Origin of the sequence: Enterobacter sp. BIDMC109 (assembly GCF_001037885.1) — a bacterium.
Lineage (GTDB): Bacteria > Pseudomonadota > Gammaproteobacteria > Enterobacterales > Enterobacteriaceae > Enterobacter > Enterobacter hormaechei_C.
Genome location: NZ_KQ090002.1, coordinates 222,786 through 242,580 on the forward strand (window position 1 = coordinate 222,786; position 19,795 = coordinate 242,580).

General features: G+C 56.7%; 20 protein-coding genes. 13 read left to right on the forward strand and 7 right to left on the reverse strand.

Features of this window, described 5'->3' with window-relative positions; genetic code table 11:
* Window positions 1-114 precede the first annotated feature (114 nt).
* The 4 genes from hslO to SK62_RS00995 form a co-directional block, all read right to left on the reverse strand.
* Window positions 115-993, reverse strand: a complete 879-nt coding sequence (hslO, locus tag SK62_RS00980) for an Hsp33 family molecular chaperone HslO (RefSeq protein WP_023304550.1) — start codon at window positions 991-993, stop codon at window positions 115-117.
* Window positions 994-1,017: 24 nt separating this feature from the next.
* Window positions 1,018-1,419, reverse strand: a complete 402-nt coding sequence (gene hslR / locus SK62_RS00985) for a ribosome-associated heat shock protein Hsp15 (protein WP_017693863.1) — start codon at window positions 1,417-1,419, stop codon at window positions 1,018-1,020.
* Window positions 1,416-2,099: a GMP/IMP nucleotidase gene (yrfG, locus tag SK62_RS00990; RefSeq protein ID WP_000550486.1), complete on the reverse strand. Its 684-nt coding sequence runs from the start codon at window positions 2,097-2,099 to the stop codon at window positions 1,416-1,418. The genes hslR and yrfG overlap by 4 nt, the downstream gene beginning before the upstream one ends.
* A gap of 64 nt (window positions 2,100-2,163) precedes the next feature.
* Complete coding sequence (locus SK62_RS00995; protein WP_047718158.1) at window positions 2,164-4,302, reverse strand: intracellular growth attenuator family protein; 2,139 nt, start codon at window positions 4,300-4,302, stop codon at window positions 2,164-2,166.
* Between the two features lie 327 nt (window positions 4,303-4,629).
* Between SK62_RS00995 and nudE the strand changes: the two genes are divergently transcribed.
* Window positions 4,630-5,190: an ADP compounds hydrolase NudE gene (nudE, locus tag SK62_RS01005; protein ID WP_003861622.1), complete on the forward strand. Its 561-nt coding sequence runs from the start codon at window positions 4,630-4,632 to the stop codon at window positions 5,188-5,190.
* A 94-nt stretch (window positions 5,191-5,284) separates the two neighbouring features.
* On the opposite strand, the gene mrcA is transcribed toward nudE, so the two are convergent.
* Window positions 5,285-7,837 (reverse strand): peptidoglycan glycosyltransferase/peptidoglycan DD-transpeptidase MrcA, encoded by a 2,553-nt coding sequence (gene mrcA, locus SK62_RS01010; protein ID WP_017693864.1) that lies wholly within the window; start codon window positions 7,835-7,837, stop codon window positions 5,285-5,287.
* A gap of 120 nt (window positions 7,838-7,957) precedes the next feature.
* Here mrcA and pilM point away from each other — a divergent pair, with 120 nt between their 5' ends.
* The 12 genes from pilM (at window position 7,958) to trpS (ending at window position 17,921) form a co-directional block, all read left to right on the forward strand.
* The gene (pilM, locus tag SK62_RS01015) at window positions 7,958-8,731 is read left to right on the forward strand and encodes a pilus assembly protein PilM (protein WP_017384153.1); all 774 of its coding nucleotides are present in this window, start codon (window positions 7,958-7,960) and stop codon (window positions 8,729-8,731) included.
* Window positions 8,731-9,222 (forward strand): PilN domain-containing protein, encoded by a 492-nt coding sequence (locus SK62_RS01020; RefSeq protein WP_017384154.1) that lies wholly within the window; start codon window positions 8,731-8,733, stop codon window positions 9,220-9,222. The genes pilM and SK62_RS01020 overlap by 1 nt, the downstream gene beginning before the upstream one ends.
* A gap of 63 nt (window positions 9,223-9,285) precedes the next feature.
* A complete protein-coding gene (locus tag SK62_RS01025) occupies window positions 9,286-9,678 on the forward strand; it encodes a HofO family protein (protein WP_176601538.1) in 393 nt (130 codons plus the stop codon).
* A complete protein-coding gene (locus SK62_RS01030; protein WP_020480530.1) occupies window positions 9,668-10,072 on the forward strand; it encodes a HofP DNA utilization family protein in 405 nt (134 codons plus the stop codon). The genes SK62_RS01025 and SK62_RS01030 overlap by 11 nt, the downstream gene beginning before the upstream one ends.
* Window positions 9,984-11,222, forward strand: a complete 1,239-nt coding sequence (gene hofQ, locus SK62_RS01035; protein WP_047718160.1) for a DNA uptake porin HofQ — start codon at window positions 9,984-9,986, stop codon at window positions 11,220-11,222. Before SK62_RS01030 ends, hofQ begins: the two co-directional genes overlap by 89 nt.
* Before the next feature lie 286 nt (window positions 11,223-11,508).
* Window positions 11,509-12,030, forward strand: a complete 522-nt coding sequence (aroK, locus tag SK62_RS01045) for a shikimate kinase AroK (protein WP_003861630.1) — start codon at window positions 11,509-11,511, stop codon at window positions 12,028-12,030.
* A 57-nt stretch (window positions 12,031-12,087) separates the two neighbouring features.
* Window positions 12,088-13,176, forward strand: a complete 1,089-nt coding sequence (aroB, locus tag SK62_RS01050) for a 3-dehydroquinate synthase (protein ID WP_017693868.1) — start codon at window positions 12,088-12,090, stop codon at window positions 13,174-13,176.
* 92 nt (window positions 13,177-13,268) lie between these two features.
* The gene (gene damX, locus SK62_RS01055) at window positions 13,269-14,573 is read left to right on the forward strand and encodes a cell division protein DamX (RefSeq protein ID WP_047718162.1); all 1,305 of its coding nucleotides are present in this window, start codon (window positions 13,269-13,271) and stop codon (window positions 14,571-14,573) included.
* Between the two features lie 67 nt (window positions 14,574-14,640).
* Complete coding sequence (dam, locus tag SK62_RS01060) at window positions 14,641-15,453, forward strand: adenine-specific DNA-methyltransferase (RefSeq protein WP_015571432.1); 813 nt, start codon at window positions 14,641-14,643, stop codon at window positions 15,451-15,453.
* 39 nt (window positions 15,454-15,492) lie between these two features.
* Window positions 15,493-16,170 carry a ribulose-phosphate 3-epimerase gene (gene rpe, locus SK62_RS01065; RefSeq protein ID WP_003861634.1) on the forward strand — a complete coding sequence of 226 codons (678 nt, stop codon included), beginning with the start codon at window positions 15,493-15,495 and terminating at the stop codon, window positions 16,168-16,170.
* Window positions 16,163-16,924, forward strand: coding sequence for a phosphoglycolate phosphatase (gene gph / locus SK62_RS01070; RefSeq protein WP_017384158.1), 762 nt, complete (start codon window positions 16,163-16,165; stop codon window positions 16,922-16,924). Before rpe ends, gph begins: the two co-directional genes overlap by 8 nt.
* Window positions 16,917-17,921 carry a tryptophan--tRNA ligase gene (trpS, locus tag SK62_RS01075; protein WP_015571430.1) on the forward strand — a complete coding sequence of 335 codons (1,005 nt, stop codon included), beginning with the start codon at window positions 16,917-16,919 and terminating at the stop codon, window positions 17,919-17,921. Before gph ends, trpS begins: the two co-directional genes overlap by 8 nt.
* Window positions 17,922-18,058: 137 nt before the next feature.
* On the opposite strand, the gene SK62_RS01080 is transcribed toward trpS, so the two are convergent.
* Window positions 18,059-18,229, reverse strand: a complete 171-nt coding sequence (locus tag SK62_RS01080; protein ID WP_008503029.1) for a YhfL family protein — start codon at window positions 18,227-18,229, stop codon at window positions 18,059-18,061.
* Between the two features lie 142 nt (window positions 18,230-18,371).
* Window positions 18,372-19,745, reverse strand: coding sequence for a siroheme synthase CysG (cysG, locus tag SK62_RS01085; RefSeq protein WP_045328514.1), 1,374 nt, complete (start codon window positions 19,743-19,745; stop codon window positions 18,372-18,374).
* Window positions 19,746-19,795 lie beyond the last annotated feature (50 nt).

The following is a 19,795-nucleotide window of genomic DNA, read 5'->3' on the forward strand; positions in this document are numbered from 1 at the left end:
CATTGGGAAAACGATTCAGCTTGGGTGGCGTTTTTTACCCCTCACCCAAAGGGGTGAGGGTGTTCAAGTTCCCTCTCCCCGTTGGGGAGAGGGTTAGGGTGAGGGGAAAGAGGTTTAGTGAACCTGCGGGTCCGCTGGAGAGGCGTTATTGCGGATCTCCGCGATATCCATGGAATTGAACACGTAGTGCGTACCGCAGTAATCACAGTGCATATCGATCTCACCGTCTTCCGCCATGATGCTGTCGATCTCTTCATCCGGCAGCGTTTTCAGGGCGCCAGCACAACGCTCGCGAGAGCAGGTGCACTTAAATTCCACATCCTGCGGATCGTAAACCGTCACTTCTTCTTCGTGGTACAGACGCCACAGCACGTCGGTCGCCGACAGGGTGAACAGCTCTTCCGCTTTGATGGTTTCCGTCAGCGTTGCCAGATGCTCGAAATCATTGGTCTGCGCATCCTGCGCAGGCAGAACCTGAAGCAGCATACCACCGGCAGCAGGCTGACCATCCACTTCACCGGTGCGGATGAACAGGCGGGTTGGCAGCTGTTCGGAACGCATGAAGTAATCTTCCAGGCAGGCGGCAAGCGTGTCGCCTTCCAGACCGACCACGCCCTGATAGCGCTCACCCTCTTCAGGCGAGATCGTGATAACCAGGTAGCCATTTCCGACCAGCGTTTTCAGATCCGCATTTTCAGGAATATCGCCCTGAACGCGCGCCACGCCGCGCATCTGCTGCTGGTTATTGCCGTTGATCACCGCCAGCGACATCGGGCCATCACCCTGCAACTGAACGGTAATATCGCCAGCGAACTTCAGCGTGGCGGTCAGCAGGCTGGTGGCAACCAGCAGTTCGCCCAACAGGGTTTTCACCGGCAGCGGGTAGTTGTGGTTTTCCAGAATCTGTTTCCAGGTTTCGGATACGGTGACCAGCTCGCCGCGCACGGCGAATTGTTCAAACAGATAGCGGTGTAATTGGTCGTGTTGGGCCATTTTCATCTCTCGTGCAGGTGAGGGTTACTCGCTCTCACCGTGTTTAAATTTCATCAGATCGCGGCGCTCTTTTTTATCCGGTCGCCGGTCCGGGTGAGGCATGGTCAGCGCATTCATCTTGCGCGCCAGCGCGGTTTTCTCGCGCTTCTCTATGCTTTCGGCCGTCTCTTCATACAGCAAAACGGCTTCGGTTGCGGGCCGCCGCTGCTCGGTAATGGCTTTCACCACCACCGTTTTCTCATCGTTGCCCTGGCGAAGCGTTAGCGTGGCATTCAGTTCAACCAGCTTGCTCGGTTTGCTGCGCTGACCGTTGTAATGCACCTTTCCGCCATCAACCATTTCACGGGCAAGGGCGCGCGTTTTGTAAAAACGGGCGGCCCACAGCCATTTATCCAGTCTTACCCCATCAGCGGGTTTTTCTTTCATGGCGTCTCCTTCACGGTGAGTGAGGGGATCATCCGGCGATAGTCGTTCAGCCCCGGATGTCGCAGATAGCTTTTTTCAGCCAGGCCGGAATCCGGATTGGTCACGCCCAGACAATAGCGAATGCCAAAAGCGGCCGCAGAATCCAGAATCGGCTCGCTGTCGTCAATAAACAGCGTGCGTTCCGGCTGTAAACCGGTCTCTTCCACCACGGCATGCCACAACCGCTGATCCTCTTTCGGATAACCAAATGTGTGGGTGGAAAGCAATAAATCAAGGTGTGAAGCAAGACCGGTATGTTCCAGCTTCACGGCCAGGTTATGGGGATGCGCATTCGTCAGCAAAATGCGGCGCTTACCGCAGGCTTTCAGCGCATCCAGGAACGGGACCGTATCGTCGCGCAGTACGGCGCGTGCGCCCTGGGCGGTGGTCATGGCACAAATATCCAAACCGAGTCGCTCGCTCCAGTAGTCAAGACAGTACCAGTTTAGCGTATGCTGCACCGCGCTATATTGCGAACGAATGAATTCCTGCGCTTCCGCCGGGGAGATCCCCTGCTGTTCACCGTATGTTTCCGGGACCAGCTTTTGCCAGAAATAGTTATCAAAGGCGAGATCAAGCAGCGTGCCGTCCATATCAAGCAGGACGGTATCGACCGCCTGCCAGTCGATATTAAGATGCATAAGGGGGAACTCCAGCCAGAAGAAACGTGCGCGACAGGGTAGCACAACTTGTCGCGCAGGGACGTTATCCGATCAGGCTCTCGGAAGAGGAGATCAGTTTCGGGTTCAGGCAATTTTCGTAGTAGGCCTGGATTTCTGCCAGCCGCGTGCGGGAACGCTGATAGCGGCGTACGGCCTGATAACCGTTCCAGACAATGCACGCCAGCATTGCAATCAGCAGCAGGGATGTCCCTATATAGCGCCACAGGCCAGCGCTATCCGGCATACGGTGCAGGCCAATATGACGCGTGCCGTTGGCGTCGGTAAAGAGGGTGGTGACGATCCCTTCCGCGCTGAATGGCGTCTGCATCAGCATCTGCGCCAGACGCTGGAATTCGCTCCACTGCTCCTGGGCAGGATAGTCATAGAGCGAAACCTGCGGATAAGGTTGATCCACCAGGTCGCTGCCTTCATCGCTGGCAATCACAAAACCGCCGGGCGCCGGGCTGTTAAGCGCCTGGGCAGCACGGGTGGTTTCACGCATCACGAAGGGGGCGGTAGAGGTCGCCACCAGGTTATCCAGCGACTCGGCGCTGACCGGACGCAGAAGCACGTTCACACCGTCCAGGCGTCCCGCTTCGGCGCGTTTCACCAGCGCGTCCCAGTCTTTGCTGTTGCCGAGGTTGACCAGCGCGTTCTTGAGCCGGATACAGTCATCCTGGGCGGAACAGAGATCCTCTGTTTTCAGGACGATTTCGCCAAAGTCATCCAGCAGTACCATGCCCGACTTCTGAATAGCCGAACGCAGGGCAGGGCTGACGCGAGAATCATCATCCGGTTTTGGATGGAGCTGGCGATTAATCGTCTGGGTGAGCGCAGTGGCCTTGTTGACCACATCCGATTCCGGCAGCGGCAGCGGAGAGGCGTCATTCCAGATGATCTGAGAGCAGTCGAACGGCGCGAACGGCGAGTTCTGGCGCGTGTTCCAAGCGCCCGGCGTGTGGATATTACACATCCCGGTGCCTTTGAGGCGCAACGTATCCCCCACGCGTACACCCGCTTCTTCGAGCTGCTGTACGCTGGTGGCTTCCACAGTTTGCGCCCCTTTGATCCACGACAGGGTAAATTTAATCGGCATATCCAGCGGCACGAAGAGCAGCAGCATGACGAAGATTAACGCGGCACCACCGGCAATCACCGCGCTGCGGAGCCAGTGCTGAAGCGGGAAGTTTTTCACTTCGTCGTGCAGGGATAAGTAGCGCCCCTGGCGTACAACGTGGCGGTCGAGATAGATATCAATATCCGTTTTGTGGCCAAGGTCCTGCGCAATCCACGGCTGCCAGTGGCGCGGATAGATAAGATCGATGATCCCGAGCGAGATATTGTTGATATGTTCCTGATCGTTCTCACCGAACAGTCCCCAGCGTTTTGGGGTTCCGCGCAGGCAGTGAATTTCGCGTAATGACGTTTTTGCCGGCGGAGCAAATATGCCCCACAGCCCGGCGGCCAGAAGCAGTACTGCGCCACCCGCGAGCCACGGAACAAACACGTCCGGCGTCAGCAGGCAGATGAAAAAGAGCAGGAACGAGGCGACAATCAACACCGCTTCGCGAATGCCATCCGGGCGGCTCAGGACGTACTCTTCATGCGTCTCCTGGCGGATGTTCAGCAGTTCGATCTGCTCAGTCTCTTCACCGCGAATAGAGGCCTGCGTTCCGCTTGCGCGTTCCAGCGCAAAGCGTGGCGCTTCCTGAACATATTCGCTCAGAGTATGACCATTGAGGGAGATAACCAGCGGCAGCGTATCGGTATGGATGAGCTCGACGCTGTTTTCGTCGTTAATATACTGCTCCCAGAAGGGAGGCAGGTGCACTTCAACAGAGTCGAGATAGTAACGCCACTTGTTGGGATCGTCGGTTGTAATGCCGTAGCGGGTAATGGAGCGCGTTACGCACAGAACGGTGTCACTTTGGGCGTTCAGGTTGAGCGATACGGGGGCGGCGCTGGCGCCGGTAGGGCCAGGCGAAAGCCGGGATCGATTCAGCGTGTCGAGATACTGCTCAACGGTGCTGCGTTCCTCTGGCGAAAGCTTGCGCGTGTTTGCCCCGGCAAACGCGTTCAAAAAGGGCAGCCGATAACGGCGATGTACGCGGCGCATGAATACCCACACCGCAATCGACGCGCAGGCCAGCACAGCAGCGAGAAAAATCAAAATGGTGCTCATGCTTTCCCCATCTTACTTATCTTCTTACAGGTGTTGTCAGTCGCACCTTTTGTACAATGAATGAGATTCTGTGGTCGGCTATCGGCAAGTATGGAGTCTAACTTGAGCATGTTGACGCGCATCCCAGTGACCGGTAATGATAACAAAGCCTGTTCCGGCGCGATATCAGCAAATTCCTGGAAACATTTCAACCTCTTGACATTTGTTTTGAAATGAGAATCGCCTACAGTTACGTTGCATAAATGTAAATAAAGAGCAATTGACATTGCCGAAACCGTGCGGCGTATCGCACAATAAAGCCAGTTCACCCAGCAAAGACCCGTCAAGATGACCAAACCCTTACAAAAGCCCACCATTCTGAATGTTGAAACCGTCGCGAAATCGCGTCTGTTTAATGTCGAAAGCGTGGATCTGGAGTTCAGCAACGGTGTGCGTCGTGTTTATGAGCGTATGCGCCCCTCCTCGCGTGAAGCGGTGATGATTGTGCCCATCGTCGACGAGCACCTGATCCTCATTCGTGAATACGCCGTGGGCACAGAATCCTACGAGCTGGGCTTCTCCAAAGGACTGATCGACCCGGGTGAAACGGTGTTTGAAGCGGCAAACCGGGAGCTGAAAGAAGAGGTCGGTTTTGGCGCGAAAGAGCTGACGTTCCTGAAAAAGCTGAGCATGGCACCGTCCTATTTCTCCAGCAAAATGAACATCGTTGTCGCGGAAGATCTCTATCCTGAATCGCTGGAAGGAGACGAGCCGGAACCGCTGCCGCAGGTTCGCTGGCCGCTGGCTCATCTGATGGATTTGCTGGAAGATCCTGACTTTAACGAGGCGCGCAACGTGAGCGCACTGTTCCTGGTGCGGGAATGGCTGAAGGGGCAGGGGCGTTTGTAGCGCCACCATTAAAAACGGCAACCGAAGGTTGCCGTTTTGCATTGACGTTGTAGGCCGGGTCAGGCGTAGTCGCCACCCGGCTTTTTTGTTGGCGTCAGAACAGCTCGTGCGTTTCGCCGTTATCAATCAATTCCGTACCCACCTCATGCACTGCCTGCGTGGTTGGCTGAGTGCCCTCGATGAAATACTCGGCACGGCTGTTACCGCCATTCGCGAGCTGTCCGGTACTGCGGTCGATATTCACCGTCACCACGCCCGGTGGAGGCGTTAGCGGCTGCTCTGGTACGCCCTCGAGAACGGCCTTCATGTATGCATCCCAGGCAGGTTGCGCACTCTTCGCGCCGCCTTCGTAACCGGAAATCTGATCTTTAATCGCGCCAGAGGCGGTCGTGCGCCCCAGATCGCGGCGGTGATCGTCAAAACCAATCCAGACGGAGGTGACAACCCCCGGGCCATAACCTGAGAACCAGGCATCTTTTGAACTGTTGGTTGTCCCGGTTTTTCCGCCGATGTCGTGGCGCTGCAAATCGCGGCCCGCTCGCCAGCCGGTGCCTTGCCAGCCCGGTTCACCAAAGATGTTGGTGTTCAGTGCGCTCTTAATCAGGAACGACAGCGGCGTGCTGATCACGTGCGGGGCATACTCCTGCGCGCCACTCTGGGCGACCAGCGCCTGATTGGCCTGTTCCAGCTGCGGCTGCGGCACCGCCAGATTCTGACGTTCCTGAGAGATCGCCACATCTTCCATATCCTTGTTTTCCAGGACATTGGATTTTGGCGTGTCGCCGTAAATCACCGGAATATCGCATTCAGGGCAGGCAATTTTCGGTTTCGCTTCAAACAGTACGCCGCCCTGATCGTTCTCTATTTTGCTGATGAAATACGGATCGACCAGGAAGCCGCCGTTCGCCATCACCGAGTAGCCTCGCGCAACCTGGAGCGGCGTAAAGGACGCGGAGCCGAGCGCCAGAGATTCAGTATGAACGATGTTTTGCGCCGGGAAGCCAAAGCGTTGCAGATACTCTGCCGCATAATCCACGCCCATCGCACGCATCGCGCGAACCATGACCACGTTCTTCGACTGGCCAAGGCCCTGGCGCAGACGGATAGGGCCAGCGTATTGCGCCGGAGAGTTCTTCGGCTGCCAGTCAGAGCCCGCACCGGCATCCCAGCGGGAAATTGGCACGTCGTTGAGAATGCTGGCGAGAGTCAGCCCCTTATCCATCGCCGCGGTATACAGGAACGGTTTGATGTTCGAACCAACCTGACGCAGCGCCTGGGTCGCGCGGTTAAATTTGCTCTGGTTGAAATCGAACCCGCCAACCAGCGCCATCACGGCGCCGTTCTGCGGATTGATGGAGACCAGCGCAGAGTTTACGTCCGGCACCTGCGCCAGCCACCAGGCATCACCGACCTGACGCACCCAGATTTGTTGTCCGGTTTGTACGACATCGGTCACTTTACGTGGCGTAGGCCCCTGAAGGGTGTCAGAACGGTATGGACGCGCCCAGCGGACACCCTCCATGCGCAGCGAAACGGATGTGCCATCGGCCATCATCGCCACTGCTTCCTGTGGATCGGCCTGGGTGACGACCGCCGGACGCAGCGGGCCATAGGTCGGCAGCGCTTTCAGGGAATCCGTGATTTTTTTACTGTCCCATGCGCCTTCACCCACTTTCCACAGCACGTTGGACGGGCCGCGATAGCCGTGACGCATATCGTAATCCATCACGTTATTACGCACCGCCTGCTGGGCAGCCTGCTGCACCTTGCGGGTCACGGTGGTATAGACGCGATAACCATCTTCATACGCTTTATCACCGTAGCGACTCACCATCTCCTGGCGAACCATTTCAGTGAGATACGGTGCAGAGAAAGCAATTTCCGGCGCATGGTAATTGGCGTCAATAACGTCGCTGCGCGCCTTATCGTACTCAGACTGGCTGATATAGCCTTCGCTCAACATACGCGACAGCACCACGTTACGGCGCGCGGTGGCGCGGTCCAGCGAGTAGAGCGGGTTAAACGTGGATGGCGCTTTTGGCAGGCCGGCAATGGTCGCCATTTCGCTCAGCGTGAGCTGATCGATCGGCTTACCAAAATAGACCTGAGCCGCAGCCCCTACGCCATAGGCGCGGTAGCCCAGATAGATCTTGTTGAGGTAAAGCTCAAGGATCTCGTCTTTGCTCAGCAGTTGCTCAATGCGGATCGCGAGGAACACCTCTTTGATCTTACGCATCAGCGTCTTTTCCGGGCTGAGGAAGAAGTTACGCGCCAGCTGCTGGGTAATGGTACTTGCCCCCTGAGAGGCATGACCGGAGAACAGCGCCACGCTTGCCGCACGGAAAATACCGACCGGATCGACACCGTGGTGCTCGTAAAAACGGCTGTCCTCGGTGGCGATAAAAGCCTTCACCATCACGGGTGGAATTTGATTTAAGGTCAGAGGGATACGACGTTTCTCGCCGTATTGCGCCATCAGTTCACCATCGGCGCTATAGACCTGCATAGGGATCTGAAGCCGCACATCACGAAGCGTGGCGACATCAGGGAGTTGCGGCTCGACATATTTGTACAAACCAATAATCGAGCCTGCTCCCAGCAGAATGCAACAGACTGCAAGGATCAATAAATACTTTACGAACTTCACCGGAGATTTCCCATTTGGTTTAGCCTGGGCAGTTTCTAAACAATCGCGCGGTAGTATAAAGGCAAGCCTGATTCATTGATATAGCCGTCACTCCGACGGGCGATAAGGAGATCGTGAAGCATGGCTTTTAAAACGTGGCAAACAGGCGTTCATATTCAACAGGATAAGGTGGTTGCGGTAGCGCTGACCAGAGAGCGGGCCGGATGGCGTTTACGGCGCTGGTGGGCGGTACCGCTGTCGGACGGCGTTATCGGGGAAGGCAAAATACTTAAGCCAGAACAGCTGGTTAACGCATTACGTGGCTGGCGGAAAACATTGCCGCACTCGCATCGGGTATTTCTCTCATTTCCGGCGACGCGCGTTCTGCAACGCGCGTTGCCCCGTCCATCCGTTACCTTGCGTGACAGCGAACAGCTCACCTGGGTAGGCGCCGCATTAGCACGTGAGCTGGAGATGCCCGCCGATACGCTCTGTTTTGACTACGCGCAGGATACGTTCAGCAACACTTTTCAGGTTACCGCAGCGCAAAACAGAGAGGTCGATACCCTGTTGACGCTGGCGAACGCGCTGCGTTTGCGTCTGGCAGCAATCGCCCCGGATGCCGGCGCGCTGGCTAATCTTCTCTCTGCTGTTGCCCCCGCCCGGTGCGTCGCCTGGAGAGATCAACACCAGTGGCTATGGGCGATGCGTCACCAGTGGGGGCGGCGCTACACCACAGAAGCGGCGACGGTGAATGAACTGGCGGCGCTGCTTGCGCTTTCTCCTTCTGATATCGCCGTGTTTGATGCTGCCCGCGATCCCTGGGAAGCGGTGACGCTGTGCCAGCCGCCGCTGCCGGAATGCGGTGCTGATTACACCGTCGCCCTGGCGCTGGCCATGAGCGAGGCGCCGTAATGAGCATGCCCAATCTTTTACCCTGGCGTCGGCAGCAACGTAATCAGCGCCTGCGTTTCTGGGGGCTGCTGTTTGCTGGCTCATGGCTGGTGATGCTGGCGGGGAGTATCAGCCTGCGGGCGACGCAGACTCTCGCATTGCAGGCGTTGCAGAGCGAACTGGCGGGGACACGTGCGGTACAGAAAGTATTGAGAGCCCGTCAGCCGCAGTCAGCGGGGCAGAAAACCCCTTCGCTGCCGTTTGATCCGGCCTGGCAACCTGCGCTGGAGTCCCTTGCCAGCGCAATGCCCCGGCAGGCGTGGCTAACGGCGCTGCGTTATCAGCCACCCTCGCTGACCCTGACCGGCTATACCACCTCACTGCCAGCGCTCACCGCCATGACCGATGCCCTGAAAAGGGTGACGGGATTTAACCCCGGACCGGCAGGCGAAATGCAACAGGATAGCCAGGGGCGATGGATGTTCTCTTTTCAACTGCATAGCCGGAGGTAGCCCGTGGGTATCTGGTATCAACGCTGGACTGATGCACGTCCTTCCCGGCGCGTCCTTTGCTGGTTGATCGCATCGGGGCTTGTTGCGTGGGCAATTTGGGGACTGCTGCTCAGGCCCGCAGCTCTGCGCTACACCGATATTCAGGCGCAGGCCATCAGTGCGAAGCGAATCAACGCCTCGCTGTGGCCAGAGGCCGGACGGCGAGCAGTGGTTACGCAAGTGACGCCCTCGCAGCCCTTTTCTCCCCTGGCTTTTCAGCGTGAGGGCGCAAGGCTGGTGTACTGGAAGCCGCAGCAGAGTGGGGGAGAGCTGGCGCTGGATGCCTCCTGGGGCGCGGTCCCGGCGCTCTTTTCCCGGCTGGCGCTTGAGAACGCGCGGGTGAGCGCGTTTTCCATCACCCCACAGGGCAAACAGTTACGCCTCAGCCTGCAACTGGAGATCGGTCATGCGCAGTAAAGCCCGTTTGCTGATCCTGCTTTCTCCGCTTTTCCTGACCGGGATGCGGGATCCCTTCTCTGTGCCGGAAGAGCGTTGCGCAGCCGGGCAGCTCAGCCAGTGGCGGTATCAGGGGATAGTCAGCGGCAGCAGGGATATCGGCCTTATGCAGGACGGGCAGAAGCGTTGGTACCGGGTAAAAACGCAGGTGCGGTTACCGACAGGCTGGCGGGTGAGCGCGATAGATAAACAACAACTGACCGTTGATGTCGGCGACATGTGCGAGCCGAAGCGATGGACATGGCAACGAGAAGGAACGAAAAAAAGTGAAGATAAGGATAGGACTGTTACTGGCGGCACTCAGCCAGCCCCTGTGGGCCGCGACGCCAAAACCGGTCACCCTGCTGGTGGATGATGTCCCGGTGGTGCAGATATTACAGGCGCTGGTGGCGCAGGAGGATCGCAATCTGGTGGTGTCGCCGGATGTCAGCGGTTCGCTTTCGCTGAATTTAACGCGGGTGCCCTGGAGACAGGCGCTTCAGACAGTAGTGAACAGCGCCGGGCTGGTATTGCGGGAAGAGGGCGGCATTTTTTATGTGCATACGGCGGCCTGGCAACGGGAGCAACAGACGCGTAAAGAGCAGGAGCGGGCCCAGCGTCTGCTCGACGCCCCGCTGCACTCTCACAGCATTCCGTTTGCTTATGCGGATGCGGCCGAATTGCAAAAAGCGGCGGAAAAGCTCTTAAGCCCTAAAGGTAGTCTCTCCGTCGACAAGCGCACCAACCGTTTTCTGGTCAGGGATAACCAGACGGTGGTGGATATGCTCCAGCGCTGGGCTGTGCAGATGGATCTGCCCGTCGAGCAGGTGGAACTGGCGGCGCAGATTGTGACCATCAGTGAAAAAAGCCTGCGTGAACTGGGGGTGAAATGGAATCTCGCTGACGCAACGGAGGCCGGTAAGGTGGGTCAGGTCACGACGCTGGGGGCGGACCTGTCGGTGGCCAGTGCAACCACCCACGCAGGGTTTAACATCGGGCGCATCAACGGCAGGATGCTGGATCTTGAGTTGTCGGCGCTTGAGCAAAAGCAGCAGGTGGATATCATCGCCAGCCCGCGGCTGCTGGCATCGCACATGCAGCCGGCCAGCATCAAGCAGGGCAGCGAAATTCCGTATCAGGTTTCCAGCGGCGAGAGCGGGGCGACATCCGTTGAATTTAAAGAGGCGGTATTAGGCATGGAGGTCACGCCGGTGGTCCTGCCGGGCGGTCGCGTGCGCCTGAAACTGCATATCAGTGAAAATATGCCCGGCCAGGTGCTGCAACAGGCAGACGGCGAAACGCTGGCGATCGATAAGCAGGAGATCGAAACGCAGGTAGAGGTAAAAAGTGGGGAAACGCTCGCGCTGGGCGGGATCTTTTCGCAAAAGAATAAAACCGGACGCGACAGCGTGCCCGTGCTGGGCAACATTCCGTGGCTGGGTCAGCTGTTCCGCCATGAGGGAAAAGATAATGAACGGCGCGAGTTAGTGGTGTTTATCACGCCACGTCTGGTCAGTATTCATTAATGGGTAACGATCCCCGCAATGATTTTGCATTCAGTTTGTTGCAGATGTTTGACGTGGGGCATGAATTAGCATACAAGGAGTACCGATTTGAGTTGGACTTACGTCTTATTTCCTTATGCGCCGGGAACGGTGATTTAATCAGTTGCCAAACAAGCCGGAGTATTGAGATAATTTTTCGTCTGACTCTCGCTCTATTGCAAATGAGGTTTCAGTTCATGTCCTGCTACGCCGGGTGTCTGCGCAGCGGGGATTACCATTAACGAATAGTCTTAGTAGTACCGAAAAAATGGCAGAGAAACGCAATATCTTTCTGGTTGGGCCTATGGGTGCCGGCAAAAGCACTATTGGGCGTCAGTTAGCTCAACAACTCAATATGGAATTTTACGATTCTGATCAAGAGATTGAGAAACGAACCGGAGCGGATGTGGGCTGGGTCTTCGACGTAGAAGGCGAAGAAGGTTTCCGTGACCGAGAAGAAAAAGTGATCAACGAACTCACGGAAAAACAGGGCATTGTGCTGGCAACTGGCGGCGGCTCTGTAAAATCTCGCGAAACCCGCAACCGTCTCTCCGCCCGTGGCGTAGTGGTCTATCTTGAGACGACCATCGAAAAACAGCTGGCACGCACGCAGCGTGATAAAAAGCGCCCGTTGTTGCAGGTTGAAACACCGCCACGTGAAGTTCTGGAAGCTTTGGCCGATGAACGCAATCCTCTGTACGAAGAGATTGCTGATGTGACCATTCGTACTGACGATCAAAGCGCTAAAGTGGTTGCAAACCAGATTATTCATATGCTGGAAAGCAACTGATTCTGGCTTTATATACACTCGCCTGCGGGTAAAAGCATTTAAGGTGGATGTCGCGTCATGGAGAGGATTACAGTTACTCTCGGGGAACGTAGTTACCCTATCACCATCGCGGCTGGTTTGTTTAACGACCCAGCTTCCTTCTTACCACTGAAAGCGGGTGATCAGGCGATGCTGGTCACCAACGAGACGCTGGCTCCGCTTTATCTCGACCGTGTACGTCAGCTGCTTGAGCAGGCGGGCGTGAAGGTCGACAGTGTGATTCTGCCCGATGGCGAGCAGTACAAAAGCCTGACGGTACTGGATACCGTCTTTACCGCACTTCTGCAAAAACCGCACGGTCGTGATACAACACTGCTTGCCCTGGGCGGCGGCGTTGTGGGCGATCTGACCGGTTTTGCAGCCGCCAGCTATCAGCGCGGCGTGCGCTTTATTCAAATTCCAACCACGTTGCTCTCACAGGTCGATTCTTCTGTGGGCGGTAAAACGGCGGTTAACCATCCGCTCGGCAAAAACATGATTGGCGCGTTCTACCAGCCTGCCTCGGTGGTGGTGGATCTCGACTGTCTGAAAACCTTGCCAGCGCGCGAACTGGCGTCCGGCCTTGCAGAAGTGATCAAATACGGCATTATTCTTGACGGGGAGTTCTTCACCTGGCTGGAAGAGAATATGGATGCGCTGCTGCGCCTCGACGGGCAGGCAATGGCCTACTGTATTCGCCGTTGTTGTGAGCTGAAAGCAGAAGTCGTTGCCGCAGATGAGCGTGAAACCGGCTTACGTGCTTTACTGAATCTGGGGCATACGTTTGGTCATGCGATCGAAGCCGAAATGGGCTACGGTAACTGGCTTCACGGTGAAGCTGTCGCTGCCGGAATGGTTATGGCGGCGCGAGCCTCTGAACGTCTGGGGCAGTTCAGGCCGGAAGAGACAGCACGTATCATCGCGTTGCTTAAACGTGCTGGCTTGCCGGTGAGTGGTCCGCAGGAAATGTCTGCGCAGGCGTACCTTCCCCACATGATGCGCGATAAAAAAGTATTGGCAGGTGAGATGCGTCTGGTACTCCCGCTTGCAATAGGGAAAAGTGAAGTGCGCGGCGGAGTGCCGCACGAAGTCGTACTTGGCGCTATTGCTGATTGTCAGCAGGCGTAACAACTAGAAAGGTCAGACCGCTGTAACAGGTGGTCGTTTTAGCTTCAGGTAAATGCAGAGTCGTTGGCAGAAGCCTTTGAGTGGGGTGTTAAATGGATGAATTCAAACCAGAAGACGAGCTGAAACCCGATCCCAGCGATCGTCGTACTGGTCGTTCTCGTCAATCTTCAGAACGTGATAACGAGCCGCAGATCAATTTTGACGATGTCGAACTGGATGCAGACGATCGTCGCCCTTCGCGTAGCCGTAACGCGCGAAATGAGCGAGAAGACGAGGAGTATGAATCCGAAGAAGAGTTAATGGATGAACAGCCTGTTGAACGTCGTCCGCGCAAACGTAAAAAAGCGGTAGCGGCAAAACCGGCCTCCCGTCAGTATATCATGATGGGCCTTGGCGTTCTGGTGCTGGTCTTGCTGATTGTCGGCATTGGGTCCGCGCTAAAAGCACCTTCTACCAATTCTACCGAGCAGACGGCGTCTGCCGAGAAGAGCATCGACCTGTCTGGTAACGATGCGAGCAACCAGGCGAATGGCGCTCAGCCTGCGCCGGGCACCACTTCCGCAGAGCAGACCGCAGGTAACACCAGCGCTGGCCAGGATATCTCTCTGCCGCCTGTCTCTGCGACCCCGACTCAGGGCCAGGCGCCTGCGACGCCTGAAGGCCAGCAGCGTGTTGAAGTTCAGGGCGATCTGAATAACGCGCTGATGCAGTCGCAGAATCAGGAGCAGGTTAACGCTGCCGTGGTGAACTCCACGCTGCCAACTGAACCAGCCACCGTTGCGCCAGTTCATGGCAGCAATGCCCAGCAGCAAACGGCGACAACGGAAACCAAACCGCGCCAGACGCAGACTGCGCCACGCCAGGAGCGTAAGCAGGCTGTGATTGAGCCGAAGCGTGAGACGAAACCGCAAACCGTGGCAAAAGCGCCAGAAACGAAAGCGCCAGCGCAGACCAAACCTGCGGTGAGCCAGCCGGTTAAAGCGCCAACGCCTGCGGCAACCACTGCACCGAAAGCAACGGCGACCACAACCGCGCCTGCTGCAACAACACCTTCTGCAACAACACCTGCGGCTCCCGCAGCCAAAACGGGCGCTGCATCAGGTAAAACGACGGGCAACGTGGGTTCTTTGCAGTCGGCCTCTTCCAGCAACTACACCCTTCAGCTGAGCAGTTCGTCTAACTATGACAACCTCAACGCCTGGGCGAAGAAATCGAATCTGAAAAACTACGTGGTTTATCAGACGACCCGTAACGGTCAACCGTGGTATGTGCTGGTGAGTGGTATTTATGCTTCCAAAGATGAAGCAAAACGTGCCGTTTCCACGCTGCCAGCCGACGTGCAGGCGAAAAACCCGTGGGCGAAGCCGATTCATCAGGTGCAGGCCGATCTGAAGTAATGTTTAAAGCGCAGGATGCTGTCGGAGCTTTCTCCACAGCCGGAGAAGGTGTAATCAGTTAGTCAGCATGAAAAAAAATCGCGCTTTTCTGAAATGGGCAGGGGGGAAATACCCCCTGCTCGACGATATTAAAAAGCACCTGCCGAAAGGCGAGTGTCTTATCGAGCCCTTCGTGGGTGCTGGATCGGTGTTCCTGAATACCGATTTTTCTCGTTATATCCTGGCGGATATCAACAGCGACCTTATCAGCCTCTATAACATCGTCAAACTGCGTACCGATGAGTATGTGGAAGAGGCGCGGAAGCTGTTTACGCCAGAGAACAACAACCCGGACGTCTACTATCAGTTCCGCGCTGAGTTTAATCAAAGCCAGGATCCGTTCCGTCGCGCGCTGTTGTTTCTTTATCTCAATCGCCATGGCTACAACGGCCTGTGCCGGTATAATCTGCGTGGCGAGTTTAACGTGCCGTTTGGCCGCTATAAGCGTCCCTACTTCCCACAGGACGAACTGTATCACTTTGCTGAAAAAGCGCAGAATGCCGAGTTCTACTGTCTCTCCTATGAAGAGTGCATGGATCTGGCGGGCGTAAACTCGGTGGTCTACTGCGACCCGCCTTACGCGCCGCTGTCTGCCACGGCAAATTTCACCGCCTACCACACTAATAGCTTCAGCCCGGCCGAGCAGGCTCGTCTGGCTGAGATGGCGGAAAAGCTGGTCAGCAAAAGAATTCCGGTGTTAATTTCGAATCACGACACGCCTGATACGCGCGAATGGTACAAAGCCGCGAAGCATTTTCAGGTAAAAGTGCGGCGTAGCATTAGCAGCAACGGCGGCACACGTAAAAAGGTGGACGAACTTCTGGCGCTTTATCGACCCTGAGCCTTTGCCCGCCGGTAAACACATTTCAAGGAGATGCGGATGAAACAGTTTTTGATTGCCCCCTCAATTCTGTCGGCCGATTTTGCCCGCCTGGGTGAAGACACTGCCAAAGCTCTCGCGGCTGGCGCGGATGTCGTCCATTTCGACGTTATGGATAACCACTACGTTCCCAACCTGACCATCGGTCCGATGGTGCTTAAAGCACTGCGTAACTACGGGATCACCGCGCCCATTGACGTGCATCTGATGGTGAAACCGGTTGACCGCATCGTGCCTGATTTCGCCGCGGCGGGTGCCAGCATCATCACTTTCCACCCGGAAGCCTCCGAACACGTTGACCGCACGCTACAGCTGATCAAAGAGAACGGCTGTAAGGCGGGACTGGTCTTTAACCCGGCGACCCCGCTGAGCTATCTCGACTACGTGATGGACAAGCTGGACGTGATCCTGCTGATGTCCGTCAACCCGGGCTTTGGTGGTCAGTCATTTATCCCTCAGACCCTCGACAAACTGCGTGAAGTGCGCCGCCGTATTGATGAGTCTGGCTATGATATTCGTCTGGAAGTGGACGGCGGCGTGAAGGTCAATAACATCGGTGAGATTGCGGCGGCAGGAGCGGATATGTTCGTCGCAGGCTCCGCCATCTTCGATCAACCGGATTACAAAAAAGTCATTGATGAAATGCGCCGTGAACTGGCGAAGGTAAGTCATGGATAAATTGCAGGCTATTCGGGGTGTAGCATTTGACCTCGACGGCACGCTGGTCGACAGCGCGCCAGGATTAACCCGCGCCGTCGATCAGGCGCTATATGCCCTTGAACTCCCCGTTGCAGGCGAAGAGCGCGTCGTGACGTGGATTGGTAACGGTGCAGACGTGCTGATGGAGCGCGCGCTGACCTGGGCTCGTCAGGAGCGTGCCTCTCAGCGTTCCGCGCAAGGTAAACCGAGTGTTGACCACGCGGATATTCCCCAGGATGAGCAGCAGCGTATTCTGCGCAAACTGTTCGACCGTTTCTACGAAGAGACCGTCGAAGAGGGCAGCTTCCTGTTCCCGGATGTCGCTGAAACGCTGAGCGCGCTACATGCCAAAGGCATCCCGCTGGGACTGGTGACTAACAAGCCGACACCGTTCGTTGCGCCTCTGCTGGAAGCGCTGGATATCGCGAAATACTTCTCCGTAATTGTGGGCGGCGATGACGTGCAGAATAAAAAGCCGCATCCGGAACCGCTATTGTTGGTGGCAGGAAAATTATCCTTAGCGCCTGCGGAGCTGCTCTTTGTCGGGGATTCCCGCAATGATATTCTGGCTGCCAGAGCGGCAGGTTGCCCGTCGGTTGGGTTGACCTACGGCTACAACTACGGTGAAGCCATTACGCTGAGTGAGCCGGACGTTGTGTTCGACCACTTCAAAGATTTGTTGCCCGCACTCGGGCTCTCGCACAGTGAACATCAGGAATTGAATAATGACTAAGCCCATCGTTTTTAGTGGCGCACAGCCTTCAGGTGAACTGACCATTGGTAACTACATGGGTGCGTTACGTCAGTGGGTGAGCATGCAGGATGACTACCACTGCATTTACTGCATCGTGGATTTGCATGCTATCACCGCGCGTCAGGATCCCGAGAAGCTGCGCAAAGCCACGCTGGACACCCTGGCGCTGTATCTGGCCTGCGGTATCGATCCAGAGAAGAGCACCATTTTCGTTCAGTCTCACGTGCCAGAGCACGCGCAGCTGGGCTGGGCGCTGAACTGCTACACCTATTTCGGCGAGCTGAGCCGCATGACCCAGTTCAAGGATAAGTCTGCCCGCTACTCTGAAAACATCAACGCCGGTCTGTTTGACTATCCGGTGCTGATGGCGGCCGACATTCTGCTGTACCAGACCAACCAGGTGCCGGTGGGTGAAGACCAGAAGCAGCACCTGGAGCTGAGCCGCGATATTGCCCAGCGCTTCAATGCGCTTTACGGTGACGTGTTCAAAGTGCCTGAGCCGTTTATTCCGAAATCCGGCGCGCGCGTGATGTCCCTGCTGGAGCCGACCAAAAAGATGTCCAAGTCTGACGATAACCGCAACAACGTTATCGGCCTGCTGGAAGATCCGAAATCGGTGGTGAAAAAGCTCAAGCGTGCGGTGACCGACTCCGACGAGCCGCCAGTGGTGCGCTACGACGTGCAGAACAAAGCGGGCGTGTCAAACCTGCTGGACATTCTCTCCGGTGTGACCGGACAGAGCATTCCTGAGCTGGAAAAGCACTTTGAAGGCAAGATGTACGGCCACCTGAAAGGCGAAGTGGCAGACGCCGTTTCCGGCATGCTGACCGAGTTGCAGGAGCGCTATCACCGTTACCGTAACGACGAAGCTTTCCTGCAAAAAGTGATGAAAGAGGGCGCGGAAAAAGCCAGCGCGCGCGCCTCCGAAACCCTGAAAGCGGTGTACGACGCGATTGGGTTTGTGGCGAAACCTTAAGCCGCTTTGCCGGGTGGCGCTAACGCTTACCCGGCCTACGGGACTTTGCAGGTCGGGTAAGGCGGAGCCACCACCCGACAAAACTGACGAAACAAAAAAACCGGGACATCCCCGGTTTTTTTACGCCTGAAAAACGCTTACTGCTGTGCCGCCGGGCCGCAACCGCCGATGATCTTCGAAATGGAGATCGCCGGGTGAAGCAGGTAATCGTAGCTGCAATTATTTTTAGTATTTTGAACGTGACCGGTGCAGGCCGTCAGAGTTGATAACAGGCCGACCAGTACGGCAGCTTTTGCCAGTTTGAACATACGCATTCCTTGTCAAAAAATCGAAAATTGGATGTAACACGAGGGAATAAATGGAAAAGTTCCATTATGCGGGCGGTATGTTATCGACTGAGGTAAGAAGGGAGTAGTCCGCTTAAAGACTACTCCCGGGAGAGATTATGCGTTAGTGGCTGGAGAACCAGTTCAGTTTTTCGCGCAGGGCTACCACGCGACCCACCACGATCAGCGCCGGGCTTTCAACCTGCTGCGCCAGCTCGCCCAGCTGCGTCAGCACGCCATCGACCACGCGCTGCGTAATGGCGGTGCCGTTTTCCACCAGCGCGACCGGCATATCTGCTTCCATGCCGTGCTCCAGCAGTTTCGCCTGGATCGTGGCTGCCTGATTTAGCCCCATATAGAACACCAGCGTCTGCTTTTCAGCGGCCAGATTATGCCAGTCCAGTTCGCTGCCGGTTTTCAGGTGGCCCGTCACCAGGCGCACGCTCTGGGCATAGTCGCGATGGGTTAACGGAATGCCGGAATAGGCAGAACAGCCGGACGCCGCCGTAATGCCCGGCACCACGGAGAACGGAATACCCGCGTTGCACAGGGTTTCCAGCTCTTCGCCGCCACGACCAAAGATAAACGGATCGCCACCCTTCAGGCGCACCACGCGCTTTCCTTTTTGCGCTTCCCGCAGCAGGATCTGATTGATCTCCTCCTGCGGCACGCAGTGATAACCTGCCCGTTTGCCGACGAACACGCGGTCAGCATCGCGGCGCACCAGATTCATGATGTCATCAGAGACCAGACGGTCATACACCACGATGTCCGCCTGCTGGATCTGCTGGAGACCCTTCAGCGTCAGCAGGCCCGCATCGCCGGGACCTGCGCCCACCAGCACCACTTCACCGCGATGGTCCAGCGGCTCGCTCAGGAGCTGTTCGGTCGTCTCTTCAACGGCTTTGGTGTCCTGATTGGCAAGGGACTGCGCCAGCCTGTCGTTGACAAAGAACTTCTCCCAGAAGCGACGGCGTTCGCCCACGGTTGCGAAGGTTTGCTTCACGCGGGAGCGCAGCTCTCCGGCGTATTGGGCAATCTGACCAAGATGCTGCGGCAGCACGGCTTCCAGTTTTTCCCGCAGCAGACGGGCAAGAACGGGCGAGCGCCCGCCGGACGACACCGCAATCATCAGCGGTGAACGGTCAATAATCGACGGCATGATAAAGCTCGCCTCTTTCGGCGCATCCACCACGTTACAGAAGATGCGGCGCGCTTCGCAGGCGTCGCTGACGCGCTGGTTAACATCATCGTTATCCGTTGCGGCGATGGTCAGCCAGCAGGTATCCAGCAGGGATTCATCAAATTCGCCCTGCACCTGGGTGAGCATCCCTGCCTGCGCCCAGACGTCAAACTGTGGGGCGAAAGTGAGGGCGTTGACGGTCAGTCGGGCGCCCGCCTCTAACAGCAGGCGTGCCTTGCGTTCAGCCACATCGCCGCCGCCCACGAGCAGGCAGTCGCGGTTGCGTAATTGACAAAAAATCGGCAGGTGATCCACGACGTTACCTCACAGCATTCATGGCGGGGGAAGAATTGACGTCAGGATAA

Bases quoted from the DNA above. Each gene is read 5' to 3' on its own strand.
- hslO (WP_023304550.1), bottom strand. From the start codon at position 993: ATGGCCCAACACGACCAATTACACCGCTATCTGTTTGAACAATTCGCC.
- hslR (WP_017693863.1), bottom strand. From the start codon at position 1,419: ATGAAAGAAAAACCCGCTGATGGGGTAAGACTGGATAAATGGCTGTGG.
- yrfG (WP_000550486.1), bottom strand. From the start codon at position 2,099: ATGCATCTTAATATCGACTGGCAGGCGGTCGATACCGTCCTGCTTGAT.
- SK62_RS00995 (WP_047718158.1), bottom strand. From the start codon at position 4,302: ATGAGCACCATTTTGATTTTTCTCGCTGCTGTGCTGGCCTGCGCGTCG.
- nudE (WP_003861622.1), top strand. From the start codon at position 4,630: ATGACCAAACCCTTACAAAAGCCCACCATTCTGAATGTTGAAACCGTC.
- pilM (WP_017384153.1), top strand. From the start codon at position 7,958: ATGGCTTTTAAAACGTGGCAAACAGGCGTTCATATTCAACAGGATAAG.
- SK62_RS01020 (WP_017384154.1), top strand. From the start codon at position 8,731: ATGAGCATGCCCAATCTTTTACCCTGGCGTCGGCAGCAACGTAATCAG.
- SK62_RS01030 (WP_020480530.1), top strand. From the start codon at position 9,668: ATGCGCAGTAAAGCCCGTTTGCTGATCCTGCTTTCTCCGCTTTTCCTG.
- aroK (WP_003861630.1), top strand. From the start codon at position 11,509: ATGGCAGAGAAACGCAATATCTTTCTGGTTGGGCCTATGGGTGCCGGC.
- aroB (WP_017693868.1), top strand. From the start codon at position 12,088: ATGGAGAGGATTACAGTTACTCTCGGGGAACGTAGTTACCCTATCACC.
- damX (WP_047718162.1), top strand. From the start codon at position 13,269: ATGGATGAATTCAAACCAGAAGACGAGCTGAAACCCGATCCCAGCGAT.
- dam (WP_015571432.1), top strand. From the start codon at position 14,641: ATGAAAAAAAATCGCGCTTTTCTGAAATGGGCAGGGGGGAAATACCCC.
- rpe (WP_003861634.1), top strand. From the start codon at position 15,493: ATGAAACAGTTTTTGATTGCCCCCTCAATTCTGTCGGCCGATTTTGCC.
- gph (WP_017384158.1), top strand. From the start codon at position 16,163: ATGGATAAATTGCAGGCTATTCGGGGTGTAGCATTTGACCTCGACGGC.
- trpS (WP_015571430.1), top strand. From the start codon at position 16,917: ATGACTAAGCCCATCGTTTTTAGTGGCGCACAGCCTTCAGGTGAACTG.
- SK62_RS01080 (WP_008503029.1), bottom strand. From the start codon at position 18,229: ATGTTCAAACTGGCAAAAGCTGCCGTACTGGTCGGCCTGTTATCAACT.